9 protein-coding genes and 1 tRNA gene are annotated in these 13,137 nt (G+C 67.5%); 5 read left to right on the plus strand and 5 right to left on the minus strand.

The genetic code is table 11. From position 1 onward, the window contains the following. Window positions 1-506: 506 nt before the first annotated feature. Window positions 507-583, minus strand: a tRNA-Met gene (locus ABIC25_RS20265). 219 nt (window positions 584-802) lie between these two features. Between ABIC25_RS20265 and ABIC25_RS20270 the strand changes: the two genes are divergently transcribed. Next, the gene (locus ABIC25_RS20270; protein ID WP_004023415.1) at window positions 803-1,087 is read left to right on the plus strand and encodes a hypothetical protein; all 285 of its coding nucleotides are present in this window, start codon (window positions 803-805) and stop codon (window positions 1,085-1,087) included. A gap of 44 nt (window positions 1,088-1,131) precedes the next feature. Here ABIC25_RS20270 and ABIC25_RS20275 read toward each other — a convergent pair whose 3' ends face one another. After that, window positions 1,132-4,086 carry a UPF0182 family protein gene (locus ABIC25_RS20275; RefSeq protein ID WP_239404016.1) on the minus strand — a complete coding sequence of 985 codons (2,955 nt, stop codon included), beginning with the start codon at window positions 4,084-4,086 and terminating at the stop codon, window positions 1,132-1,134. Between the two features lie 220 nt (window positions 4,087-4,306). Here ABIC25_RS20275 and ABIC25_RS20280 point away from each other — a divergent pair, with 220 nt between their 5' ends. After that, window positions 4,307-4,849 (plus strand): PPA1309 family protein, encoded by a 543-nt coding sequence (locus tag ABIC25_RS20280; protein ID WP_354562894.1) that lies wholly within the window; start codon window positions 4,307-4,309, stop codon window positions 4,847-4,849. Window positions 4,850-4,870: 21 nt separating this feature from the next. Here the strand turns inward: ABIC25_RS20280 and ABIC25_RS20285 are convergent, their stop codons facing one another. Then, window positions 4,871-5,935: a YlbL family protein gene (locus ABIC25_RS20285; RefSeq protein ID WP_033206044.1), complete on the minus strand. Its 1,065-nt coding sequence runs from the start codon at window positions 5,933-5,935 to the stop codon at window positions 4,871-4,873. A gap of 144 nt (window positions 5,936-6,079) precedes the next feature. Here ABIC25_RS20285 and ABIC25_RS20290 point away from each other — a divergent pair, with 144 nt between their 5' ends. From ABIC25_RS20290 to ABIC25_RS20300, 3 genes are all read left to right on the plus strand, one after another. Next, window positions 6,080-7,567, plus strand: coding sequence for a zinc-dependent metalloprotease (locus ABIC25_RS20290; protein ID WP_004023419.1), 1,488 nt, complete (start codon window positions 6,080-6,082; stop codon window positions 7,565-7,567). A gap of 88 nt (window positions 7,568-7,655) precedes the next feature. Further along, window positions 7,656-8,606, plus strand: coding sequence for a hypothetical protein (locus ABIC25_RS20295; protein ID WP_354562895.1), 951 nt, complete (start codon window positions 7,656-7,658; stop codon window positions 8,604-8,606). 15 nt (window positions 8,607-8,621) lie between these two features. Next, a complete protein-coding gene (locus ABIC25_RS20300; protein ID WP_004023421.1) occupies window positions 8,622-9,938 on the plus strand; it encodes an ABC1 kinase family protein in 1,317 nt (438 codons plus the stop codon). A 63-nt stretch (window positions 9,939-10,001) separates the two neighbouring features. Here the strand turns inward: ABIC25_RS20300 and ABIC25_RS20305 are convergent, their stop codons facing one another. Together ABIC25_RS20305 and ABIC25_RS20310 are read right to left on the minus strand one after the other, a co-directional pair. Next, complete coding sequence (locus ABIC25_RS20305; protein WP_033206051.1) at window positions 10,002-10,292, minus strand: WhiB family transcriptional regulator; 291 nt, start codon at window positions 10,290-10,292, stop codon at window positions 10,002-10,004. Window positions 10,293-10,901: 609 nt separating this feature from the next. Further along, entirely contained in the window at window positions 10,902-13,052 is a 2,151-nt protein-coding gene (locus ABIC25_RS20310; RefSeq protein WP_354562991.1) for an ATP-dependent helicase, read from the minus strand. Window positions 13,053-13,137 lie beyond the last annotated feature (85 nt).

Consider the following 13,137-nt stretch of genomic DNA (forward strand, 5'->3'; position numbering starts at 1 on the left):
GAACAAACAAGGGGCGGCCAACGAAAAACCCGGTCTCCACTCCCCGCCATCAGACCCTCTCAGGCCCTCCGGGGCGGCGCCGTGGCTCGCTGACTCGACATAAGTTACGCACCGCGCCCCTCGGCGTCAAATCGCCTGGTCAGCAGGGTTCGTGAGCAACCAACCGAGGTTCGTCTGCGCAGACTCCATCGGTTCTTCCGGCGGCCCGGGTCCGGGTCGACTCCCGGGATGCCGGCCGGGCATCCACGCGCGCCGGCTCTCCCCCGTCCCCACCTCCGCACGCATGGTGCCGGCGGCTCTGAAAGCCAGGCTTCGAATACTGACGGTGTGAGATCACGCGGATCGGGGATCGACGATGTGCAGAGCTGACAGCTCGAGGACCGACGCCGACCCGGCCGGCGGCTCTTCCTCGCCGGCGGTCGTTCGCCGAGAGGCGCCCTCGGTCACCGGCCCCGACACAAAGCAAGAACCCCCGCCCGGGCATCCCGGGCGGGGGTTCTTGGTGTTGGTAGCGGGGACAGGATTTGAACCTGCGACCTCTGGGTTATGAGCCCAGCGAGCTACCGAGCTGCTCCACCCCGCGTTGGTGAACACAACGTTACACACCGGTTCGTCAGCGATGCAAATCGATACCCCAACCCGCTGCGACCTGGGCAAATGGCAGTGACGGCGGTCACTCGCACACGTGTACCCGCAGGTCGGCGGTGGCCCACTGGCCGATGTCCGATCACCTGTCGATATGTGATGCCCATCACATCGGGCGTACACTCGGCACACGAGAAGCCACCGCCGAGGAGGAACCATGAACACTCACCGCTTCCACCACGAGAGTCACGGCAACCACCCGATGAGCTTCGTCGGTTTCGTCCTGGCTCTCGGCGGGTTCGCGATGGCCGCACTCTGGCTGGTCCACATGGCGGTCGGCAATGTCGGTCCCGCCATTCTGTGCGGCCTGCTGATGGTGGCCGCCTTCGCCACCGCGGTGTCGATCTTCTTCTCGCTCGGCCATCGCCATCACCACAGCCCCGTCCTCCCCGACAACACCCCCAACGAAACCGAGCGCTACCTGCGGAAATACCGCGGATAGCGGCACTTCGCGCAGACAGCGCTCGGTGTTCGGGCGGCCCGTGACTAGTTCGGGGCGGCCAGTGACTCGTACCTGGCAACCGCCTGACTCAACTGGTCGAGCGCCTGACCGTACGCGGCGAAGTCGCCACCCTGCTGGGCCTCACGCAGGGCCGTGATCGCATCGCCGATGGCCTTGGCAGCGGCATCGCGCTCAGGCGAATCCCCCTGCTGCGGAGGTTCATTCGGCGTCGGCGTGTTGGTGTCCGGCGTCCCGGCCTGGTCCGGCTCGGTCGGCTGCTGATCGTCGGGCACCACGCCGGCGGCGGGCGTGATGCCGACCTGCCGAAGTGCCTCGCCGGTCGTCGGCGCATACCCGATCCGGGCCTCCCGCTCAGCGGGCTCATACCGGGTGATCACGCGGAAGAGTCGGGGGAACGCTTCCTCACCCTGGGCCTGCGCGTACATCGGGACGACGTACAGGATGCCGTTGTCCCCCACGGGCAGCGTCAAGAGGTTTCCGAAGGTCACCGTCGCCGTGTTCTCCAGCGACTTCAGTGATTCGGCGACACGTCCGTCGGTCCGCATCGGGTTGAAGGCCTGCTTCGGACCCGATCGTTGGGCATTGCCGGGCAATTGTTTGACCGTCATCTGCCCGTAGTTCTCAGGGTTCGACGAGACCGTCACGTACGCACCCAGGATCGGCCGGTTGAGGCGGGTGAGCACCGAGGTCAGCTGGAACGTCGGTTGTCCGCTCTCCGGATCGGACGCCACGAAGTAGTACGGCGGCTGATCGAGACCGCGCTGGTCGGCATCGGGATCGGTCGGGTCCGAGGGAACCGACCAGAAGTCGCTCGCCTGGAAGAACGTCTGCGGCGAATCGACGTGGTAGCGCGTCAGGAGCTGCCGCTGGATCTTGAAGATGTCCTCGGGGTAGCGGACGTGATCCCGCAGCGAGGTCTGCGCGTCGAAGTCGGCACGCGACTTCACCGTTCCGGGGAAGACGTCCATCCAGGTCTTCAGTACCGGGTCCTCGGTGTCGAACTCATAGAGCTCCACCTCACCGGTGTACGCGTCGACAGTCGCCTTTACCGAGTTGCGCACGTAGGACACGGTCTTGTTGATCTGCGTGCGTCCGGTCTGCCCCGGGTTGAGGTCCTGGGCGTCGGCGGTCGCGCTCTGCAGCGAGGTGGGCTGCGAGTACGGGTAGTTGTCGAGGGTCGTGTATCCGTCGACGATCCACTTGATCGAGCCGTCCTCCATGACCGCGGGATACGTCTTCGAGTCCACGGTCAGCCACGGTGCCACCTGTTCGACTCGGTCGCGGGGGTCGCGGTTGTAGATGATCTTCGACGCCGAGTTGATCTCACCCGACAGCAGGAAGTTGCGCTCGGCGTACTTGCCCGCATAGAGCACCCGGTTGAACCAGTTGCCCAGGGACACCCCGGCCGGCCCCTGATAGGTGTACTTGTCGTCACCGATGTCGTGCTCACGTGCCTGACCGTCGTCGGAGCCGACGATCGCGTAGTCGGGGTCGATCTTCGCGAGCAGCTCGCCGAAGTAGATGCGGGGCTGGCTCACCTGGATCGGTGCGTCGCGCTTGTACTCCTCGGACTGGTAGTTCGAGGTGTCGCTGACGTAGTAGAACGGGTCGCCACCGCCGTCGATGTCGTTGACGTCGCGCGACTCGTTGACCCGGTTGGCCGGAGCTGCGACGAACCCGTCGCCGTGGGTGTAGACGAGGTGCTTGTTCAGCCAGTTCTGCTGGTTCTCGAGGTAGCGGCTGGGGTCGAGTTCACGGACCGCGACCACGAAGTCGCGCAGTTCACCGTCGATGCGGTAGCGGTCGACCGCCAGCTGCGTGGGGAAGCCGTAGAAGTTCTGCCGCTGCTGCTGCTGGATGAACGTCGGCGACACGACGTTCGGGTCGAGGATGCGTACGTTCGACAGCGTCGGTACGTCGCTGTTGACCAACGCAGGCGTTGCCGGCCGGGCGGTCCAGTCGTTCTGGGTGACGACCTTGTCCGGCCCGATCCCATACGCCTCACGTGTCGACGTGATGGCGCGGTCTATGTACTCGGCTTCCTTCTGCGCGGCATTCGGCTTGACCGAGAACTGCTCCATCGTGAGCGGCCAGCCGACACCGATGAGCAACGCGGAGAACAGCATCAAGACGGTGGCGAGTGCCGGCACCCGTAGGTCGCGCAGCACGATCCCGGCGAAGAACGCGACCGCACAGATGATCGCGATCGCCATCAGGATGAGCTTCGACGGCAGCACCGCGTTGATGTCGGTGTAACTGGCACCGGGGAAGATCTCGGCTTTCCGCTGACTCGAGAGCAGCGAGTACCGGTCGAGCCAGTAGGCGGCCGCCTTCAGCAGGAGGAAGGTCCCGGCCAGGACCGCGAGCTGGATACGTGCCGCGGTGGTCACCGAACCGCCGCCCTGCCCCAGCCGGATACCGCCGAAGAGATAGTGGGTGACGAGGTTCGACAGGAAGGCGACCACGACGACCACGAACAGCAGGTTCAGCACGAACCGGTAGAACGGCAGGTCGAAGGCATAGAAGCCGATGTCGAGATTGAACTGGGGATCGGTCCGCCCGAACGACTGCCCGTGCAGGAACATCTGGACGGTCGCCCACGAACCCTGCGCGACGAGGCCGGCCAGCGCGCCGATGATCACCGCGGGGACGATCGCGAACCAGCGGACCTTGCCCATGATGGCGGTGCGGTAGCGCGCGAGCGGATCATTCGGGCCCGCGGTCGGGACGAACACCGGACGGCTGCGGTATGCCAGGGCCACCGCGCCGAAGATGATGGCACCGACGACGACCGTCGTGATCAGGAACAGGATCACGCGCGTCCAGATCACCTTGGTGAAGACGCCCGAATACCCGACGTCGGAGAACCAGAGCCAGTCGGTCGCGAGACCGATCAGGCGCGGTCCGACGAGCAACAGCACCAGGACGGCCACACCGAGCCCGATGATGATCTTGCTCCTGCGTGACAGTGTCGGCATTCCCGCCGGCCCTCGGACGCCCACCAGACCCACTCTCCAAAGCTCTCAATCCGGACACCGCCCGCACACGACTGCCTGCTGGGCGTGGTGCCCACTGTACTGGCACCACCCGGGTGACCATCTCACTCGGGGCGCCCGCTCAACGATCGCGACACGTCTGCGGTTCCCCACCGGCACCGCGGACTCGTCGTCGAACCGCGCCTCGGGGCAGGATGAGCACGTGGCCGACCAATCGAATGCCCCGCGTGTCTACTCAGCCGACGACCTCGGCAGCGCCCTGAGCGAGATCATGGAACATGTCGACACGCGCGGTTGGGGACAACAACCCTCGGTATTCGCGCTGGCACCCACGGACCTGCTCGCCGAACGGCTCCCCGACGTGATCTCTGCGGACGGCCCGGCCCTCACGCCCGTGGAAGAGGACGTCGACGACCTCGACGAGTTCCTGGCGTCGGCGGTCTGGCCGCGAGACGTCGTCGGCGCGGCGGTCGCGATCGAGATCCTCGTCGTGGAGCCCGAAGACGACGACCACACGCCTCGCTACGTCGTCACCGAGACCGGCGACCAGCATGCGGACGAGGAGGTCGCCCGCCTGGTGGTCGGGGTACTGCGCAGCGGCGCGGACCTGGCGTTGATGCGATTGCGTCCGGGAACCGACGAGGAACGCGAGCTGCTGACCCATCCTCAACTGGCCCTCGAACTGCGTGCCGCGCTCCGCGGCACCTTCGCTCCCGACGTGCCCGAGGAGTCCGCGCGGGGCTGACCCCACGCGTCCGGGACCGTGTCAGCAGGTCGGCGCCGGACGTCCGGCGCCGATCGCACCCAGCGCGTCGACGGCGCCGTCGAGGGTGTCGACCTTGACCAGCTCGAGCCCGTCCGGTCGCTCGGAAACAGCTTCGGCACAGTTGCGGGCAGGCACGAGGAACACCGTCGCACCGGCGTCGCGCGCGGCTCGGGTCTTGTGGGTGATGCCGCCGATCGGGCCGACCGCGCCCTCGTCGGTGATGGTGCCGGTGCCGGCGATGAACTTCCCGGAGGTCAGCTCGCCGGGACTCAGCTGGTCGATGACCGCCAATGCCAGCATCATCCCGGCCGACGGCCCGCCGATGTCGCCCACCGTGTAGGTGACCTCGAGCCGGGGATCGGCGTTCACGACCTCCGGGACGACGCCGAGGTAGCCGGCCTCGGGGTCCGCGGGATGCTTGCCGAGCGTGACCGACACCGTCTGCTGTGCGCCGGCCCGGACGATCTCGAGCGGCAGCACCGTTCCGGGCGGATTGTCACCGACGACCTTCCGGAGCTGTTCGCCCGTCTCCACCGGTACGCCTCCGGCCCGCACGACCTCGTCGCCGGCGCGCACCACCCCGACGGCCGGTCCGTCGGGTCCGACGCTCGCGATGCGCAGGGCCGTCGGACGGTCCAGGTAACGGAGTGCGGCGACCGTCGCGTTCTCCTCCGAACCCGTCATCTGCTGGGCGTTCTCCTGCTGCACCTGTTCGGTGGTGCGATCCGGCGGATAGACCTGGTCACGGGGAGTGAGCGAGTAGGTGCCCGACAACCACATCCCCAGGGCGTCGAAGAGCGACAGCCCATCTCGGACGGAGACGGTGGTGAGATTGAGGTGGCCGGTCGTCGGATCGGTTGCCGCACCGTCGATCTGCACGACCTTGCGCTCGACGACCGCGCCGTCGTCCTCCACCTTCGCGGTGCCGAGGGTGTTCAGCGTCGGTCCGGGTCCGAGCGCGGCGTAGGGCACCTGCACCTGTGTGCCCAGGACCAGCAACGCCAGCAGGACCACGGTGGAGACCGCGGCCGCGGCGATTCTCCGGAAGCGGGGGCTCGAACTCATTCCGCACACGATAGTGCCCCGCGGCGGGGCCGAGCGGGTGCGCCGAGGACGCCGCGGCCACGCAACGCAAACCATGAGCCGACTACGCGCAGGGCGAACAGTCGTCGCCGTTCACCTACCTCACCGGGCGGTACGGTGGAACCCATGAGTGATCTGCCCTTCGGCTTCTCGTCGTCCGGTGACGGCGACGACGACCGCGACAAGAACAGCGGTGACAAGAACAAGCCGGGCGACAATCCCGGCGGCAACCCGTTCGGCGGGTCCAACCCGTTCGGATTCGGGGGCGCCCAGGGCTTCGGGGGCGGCCCGGGCGGCGACTTCGACCCGTCGAAGTTCGATCCCAACATGATCGGTCAGATGTTCTCGCAACTGGGCAACATGTTCAGCGGTATGGGCGCCGGTATGGCCGGTGGCGGGCAAGGTCCGGTGAACTACTCGGTGGCCACCAACCTCGCCCGGCAGCAGATCGGTTCGTTCACCCCGATCCTGGAGAAGGAGAACACCGCATCCGCAGACGCCGTCCGTCTCGCCGACGTCTGGCTCGATGACGCGACCAACTTCCCCAGCGGGGTCACCCAGACGGTGGCGTGGACCCCTGTCCAATGGCTCGAGGAGTCGATGGACACGTGGAAGGGACTGTGCGATCCGGTTGCCGAGCAGCTCGCCCGCACCTGGCAGGACAACCTCCCCGCCGAGGCCGCGCAGTTCGCCGGCCCCATGATCGGGATGCTGACGCAGATGAGCGGCATGGCGTTCGGCACACAGCTCGGACAGGGCCTCGGCCAACTCGCCAAGGAAGTGCTGACGTCGACCGACGTCGGCCTGCCGCTGGCACCCGAGGGCATCGCCGTCCTGCTTCCCGAGGCGATCGCGAAGTTCGCCGAGGGACTCGAACAGCCGGCGCAGGAGATCATCGTCTTCCTGGCCGCGCGTGAGGCCGCGCACGTGCGCCTGTTCACCCATGTCGGCTGGCTGCGTCAGCGGCTCCTCGCCACCGTCGAGGAGTACGCCCGCGGGATCAGTATCGACTTCAGCGGCATCACCGACGCCACCGCCGGGATCGACCCGACCCAATTGCTCTCCGACCCTTCGAAACTCGAAGAGCTCATCAGTTCGTCGACGACGTTCGAGCCGACGACGACGCCGGAACAGAAGGCAGCACTCGGCCGCCTCGAGACCCTGCTGGCGCTCATCGAGGGCTGGGTCGAGCAGGTCGTGACCCGAGCACTGGGCGACCGGATCCCGAGCACCGGGGCACTCACCGAGACGATGCGGCGCCGACGCGCCTCGGGCGGTCCGGCAGAGCAGACGTTCGCAACACTGGTCGGTCTCGAGTTGCGACCCCGCAAGGTCCGTGAGGCCTCGGAGTTGTGGCGTCGCGCGCTGGAGGCGACCGACGTCGCGACCAGGGACGGCGTGTGGGCTCACCCCGATCTGCTGCCGGATTCCGACGACCTCGACAACCCCGCCGGTTTCATCGACCGACTCCTGGGCGGCGACGAGCTCGACGACCCGATCGCGCAACTCGAGAAGACCATCGCCGACGAACGGGCTCGCGGCAAGGGCGATGACCGCGAGAGCCCCGATGGCGAGGGTGACAGCGGTGACGGCTCCGCCCGAGGCGGATCGTAGAAGTCCACACCCCCGGTGGATCCGGCCATGTTGTGGATAACCCGCTCGCCGAGCGTCCGTGAGGGCGTCCGGCTGGCACAGTTGCCGCATGTCGCCAGTCCGGACGAGTGCCCGCGCCCTCTCGGCTCACATCGTCGCGGGGAGTCCGTTCGCGGTGCCACGGCTGCGTCCGGGTACCCCGATTCTCGTCCAGCCCGGGAACTCGGTCCGCGTCGGGATAGATCCGGCCGACAGCCTGCTGCTCGATCTCGACGCCTCGGTGTCGGCGCATTCCGTTGCGGCGCTGCTGCGTTCACTCGAGGACGCATGTACCTCGGACACGTTCTCTCGCCGAGCACGCCGGGCGGGTCTGCAGGACGACGATCTCGTCCTCGTCCTGAGCAGTCTGGTGTCCGCAGGTCGGGCGGTCGCCGAAGTCGAGCGCCGCAGCTCGGACTTCCACGTCCTGATTCACGGGCAGGGACCGCTCAGCGAGCATCTGACGAGTTCGCTGTCCGGATCGGGCACGTCGTCGGCCCGGCACACCATGCGTCGGCTCCCCGACGGCTCGCTCGACGCCGTCGACACCGACCTGGTCATCCTGACCGACTTCGTCGTCCACGACCCGCAGGTGGTGTTCGCGCTGACCCGCGCCGGGATTCCGCACCTGCTGGTGCGAGTCCGAGACGGGGTCGGGATCGTCGGTCCGCTGGTGCTGCCCGGGCTGTCCGGTTGCCTGATGTGCGCCGATCGTCACCGCTCCGACGCAGACCCGGAATGGCCGGCATTGGCTGCGCAGCTGATCCGCACGTCGGGACAGGCGAGCGCGACCGTTCAGGCGATGACCGCCGCCATCGCGTACTCCCAGATCGAGTGGCTGGTGGCCGCCGTGCACAGCCGTCGGTCCGGGTCGGACTCGCCTGCGGCCCCGCAACTGCTGGACCGAGTTCTGGAGGTGCGAGATGACCCGACTCGACTGGACATCAAGCGGTGGTCGCCGCACCCGGGCTGTGATTGTCGTGCCGTACGAGATCAACGAGCCAGGTCGTCTATTGTGTGACGCGGAAAGGATGCTATGACCGACATCACCAAAGGACAGGGTCGCCGCAACGCGAAACTGGCTTCTCTTCCGATCGGTATGGCCGGTCGGGCCGCTGCCGGCTTCGGCAAGCGCATGGTCGGCAGAGACAAGGACGAGGTCAACCAGGAGCTCCTGGAGAAGTCCGCCGAACAGCTCTTCGCCGTCCTCGGCGAGCTGAAGGGCGGCGCCATGAAGGTCGGGCAGGCGCTCTCGATCATGGAAGCCGCCATCCCGGACGAGTTCGGTGAGCCCTTTCGCGAAGCCCTCACCAAATTGCAGGCCGACGCTCCCCCGATGCCGGCGGAGAAGGTCCACAAGGTGCTCGACCAGCAGCTCGGCACCCGCTGGCGCGAGCGTTTCCAGGAATTCTCCGACGTACCGGCCGCCTCGGCGTCCATCGGGCAGGTCCACAAGGGTGTCTGGTCCGACGGCCGTGAGGTCGCGGTCAAGGTGCAGTATCCCGGCGCGGACCACGCACTGAAAGCCGATCTGAAGACCCTGTCCCGCATGTCCGGACTCCTGCAGCGGCTGTCTCCCGGCACCGATGTCAAGGCGATGATGGACGAACTCATCGACCGGACCGAAGCCGAACTCGACTACCTCGGTGAAGCCGACAACCAGCGCGCTTTCGCCAAGGCCTACGACGGACATCCCGACTTCCTCATCCCGAAGGTCGTCGCGAGCGCCCCCAAGGTCGTCGTGTCGGAGTGGGTCGACGGCGTCCCGCTGTCGAAGATCATCACCACAGGCGATCAGAAGACCCGCGACGATGCGGCCGCGAAGATGGCCGAGTTCGAGGTCAGCTCCCCCTACCGGGTCGGACTCCTGCACGGCGACCCGCATCCGGGAAACTTCTTCGTGGCGACCGATGGACGTTTCGGCGTGCTCGACTTCGGCGCGGTGGGTCACTACCCGGAGGGGCTCCCGCCCGAGACCGGTCCGATCCTGCGGCTGGCGCGTGACAAGAAGTACGACGAACTCAAAGAGCTCATGATCTCGGCCGAGTTCATCCGCCCGTCCCATGCGAACAAGGTGACGAGTGCCGATCTCGAGGCCTACCTTCGTCCGTACGTCGATCCGCTCTACTCCGAGTCCTTCCACTTCACCCGGAAGTGGATGCAACGAGCCGCGGGCAAGGCCACCGATGTCCGCGGCGACGTGTACAAGACCTCACGAAACCTCAACGTGCCCAAGCGTTTCGTGATGGTCTTCCGTGTGCTCGGGGGCTGCGTCGGCATCGCCTCGCAACTCGAGGCACACGCCCCCTACCGCGCCATCATGGAGGAGTGGGTTCCCGGCCTGGGCGACTGACACCACTCCACAGACACGACACCGACGCCGCGAGCATTTCTGCTCGCGGCGTCGGTGTTGTCGTCACGCAGCGTTCTTGCGCGGACGGCCGCGGGGACGCTTGCGCGCGATGACGGCGCCACGCTCGAAGATCTCGCCGCCCCAGACCCCCCAGGGTTCGGACCGGTCGAGCGCGGCCTGCAGGCACTGGGCCCGCAGCGGGCACTCGGCGCACATCGCCTTCGCACGCTCGAGGTCACGGGGGTCTTCGGCGAACCACAGATCTGCGTCGGCGACCTGGCAGGGCAGGTCGAGCCGGGCGGTCGCTGCGCGGTCCGCCGACATACAGGACTCGAGTACGCATTCGACAGTCATTGGGAATCTCCACATCTGCTCGTTTGGGGTGTTGAACCCGAGTCCTCGATGTGGCTCTGTGTCCGAGACCCCGGAACGGGGCGGAGATTCGGATGACAGAAAAAGAGGGCCACGGGTGTCGCCTCTGCGATTCGCCCGTGGCCCGGATTGTCTCGGAGATCTAACTCCGGGAACTTCGGAACAGAACGGGGAACCGACGCGGCGCGGGTGCTACTGCTGCTGCGGGCGGTGCGATTCGCGCTACGCGCGCTTCGGCTGCCAGGTGCAGAGCCGCCGGAGGGAGGGCGACCGGGCGTGCGAAGCTGGTGCACGCTCGGGCGACCGGCATCCAGGAGCGGGTGCGACCGGTACGCGCGATGGCGGGCTGATTGCGCTTTGCAGCATGCGATGTCGTCGCATGCGTGTTCGCCGCACTCAGTTTCGCCGCAGACTGGCAGGTGCCGGCCTGGCGCACGATGATTCCGTTCACTGATCCACTCCCTTCTGGTCTCGTGGCTTTCCGCGTTGTCGTCGGTCGTCGGTGACTGTGGGGGCCTCGTGACGGACGCACTCGACCCATCCCCGTACTGACGGGAATCAGACTAGACGCTGGGCCGAAACCCGCACAACCTATTTTTGACCTGCAGTTTTGACGAGTTCGAGGATGTCGTCGCCGTAGTCGTCGACCTTCTTGGCGCCGATTCCCGAGATCGCCACCAGCGCAGCGGTATCGGTGGGTCGTTGCTCGGCGATCGCGGTGAGCGTCTTGTCGGAGAAGACGACGAACGCCGGCACCTTTTTCTCCTGCGCCCGCTCACGACGCCATTCCTTCAGCGAGACCAGCAGCCCTTCGTCGAGATCCGAGGGGCACCCCGCGCAGCGACCGAGCAGTGTCGCGGTCGAGTCCATCAGCCGCGAACCACAGACCCGGCACGTCGGCCCACGACGGGGTGCTCGCTCCTTCGCGATCGGCGAGGCCGGCGAGTCGTCGGGAACGAGATCGGCAAGGAAACGTGACCGCCGTCGAGCGCGGCCACCCTCGTTGCGGGCCAGCGCCCACGACAGATGCAGATGCTCGCGGGCGCGGGTGACGCCGACGTAGAAGAGGCGTCGCTCCTCCTCGACCTCTTCCCACGACCCCTTGATCGCCTGGCTGATGGGCAGGGACCCGTCGGTGAGTCCGACGAGGAACACCGCATCCCACTCGAGTCCCTTGGCCGCGTGCAGCGACGACAGCGTGACACCCTGCACGGTCGGTGGGTGACGAGCCTCGGCGCGCGACGCGAGCTCGGCCGACAGCTGCGGCAGCGTCAGCTCGGGATTCTCGACCACCATGTCCTCGGTCAGCTGGACCAGCGCTTTCAGCGACTCCCAGCGGCTCCGCGCCTGGGCGCCCGACGGCTCCTCCTCGGTGAGTCCGAGCTCGCCGAGGACCGCGCGCACGACGTCGAGGATCTCCACGTCGGGCCTGACCTCCCGGCCGGCGACCGTGGCGAGCTGCCGCATGGCCTGCCGAACCTCGGTGCGCGCGAAGAACGCCTCGCCCCCGCGGACCTGGTACGGGATACCCATCTCGGTGAGCGCCTGCTCATAGTTCTCCGACTGCGCGTTGACCCGGTACAGGATGGCGATCTCCGCGGGTGCGACCCCGGCGCGGAGGAGGTGCTTGATCTCGATGGCGACGGCAGTCGCCGCAGCGGGCTCGTCGTCGTACTCGGCGAACTGCGGCGCCGGACCGGCGGGGCGTTGTCCGACGAGGCGGAGCCGGGTTCCCGCGATCCGGCCGCGGGCCGCACCGATGACCCGGTTCGCGAGGTCGACCACCTCGGGGGTGGACCGGTAGTCCCGCTCCAGCCGGACGACCGTCGCCTCCGGGAACCGGCGACTGAAGTCCAGCAGGTGGTTGGGGGACGCGCCGGTGAAGGTGTAGATCGTCTGGTTGGCATCGCCGACGACCGTCAGATCGTCGCGCTCCCCCAGCCAGGCGTCGAGCAGACCCTGCTGCACGGGGGTCACGTCCTGGTATTCGTCGACGACGAAACACCGGTACCGCGAACGGAACTCATCCGCCGCGCCGGGCTCGGCGGTGAGGATCTGGGTCATGTAGATGAGCATGTCGTCGAAGTCGAGCAACCGGTCACCATCGGGCGAGACCTTGGCGTCCTCGTAGTGTCCGTACACGGCGGCGACCTTCGCGGGCGGCGCCGGCGACTCCCGGCCGAGCCGGCCCACGGCCTCGACGTAGCTCTCCGGCGAGATGAGCGAGGCCTTGGCCCACTCGATCTCCGACGACAGGTCGCGCAGGGTGTCGGTGGCGGTGTCCAGACCGGAGCGTCGGGCCGCCCGCGAGATGAGCGGGAACTTGTTGTCGAGGAGTTCCCAGCGGGCGTCACCGAACGCGCGCGGCCAGAAGTACCGCAGCTGCCGCATGGCGGCGGCGTGGAAGGTCTGGGCCGCGACGCTGCCGCCCGAACCGCCGCCGACACCGAGACCGCGCAGTCGGGTCCGCATCTCCCCCGCGGCCCGGGCAGTGAACGTGACCGCGAGAACCTGACCGGGGTTGACCTGGCCGGTGTCGATGAGGTAGGCGATCCGGCGGGTGATGGTCCGGGTCTTGCCCGTGCCCGCGCCGGCCAGTACGCACACCGGTCCTCGCGGCGCGAGGACGGCGGCGCTCTGTTCGGGATCGAGCCCCTCGACCGCGCCACGACTCACCGGCGCCGAGGCGCGACGCGAGGACTCGGGATTCGCGGCAGAAGTCGGGTGAGGCACGGCGTCCACTATGTCACCAACCACCGACGCCGCCCCCAGATGGGAACGGCACAGCAGCGAACAGCACAGCAGGGAACAGCTACGGGCGAGAACG

Source organism: Gordonia sp. PvP123, assembly GCF_040547295.1.
Lineage (GTDB): Bacteria > Actinomycetota > Actinomycetes > Mycobacteriales > Mycobacteriaceae > Gordonia > Gordonia terrae.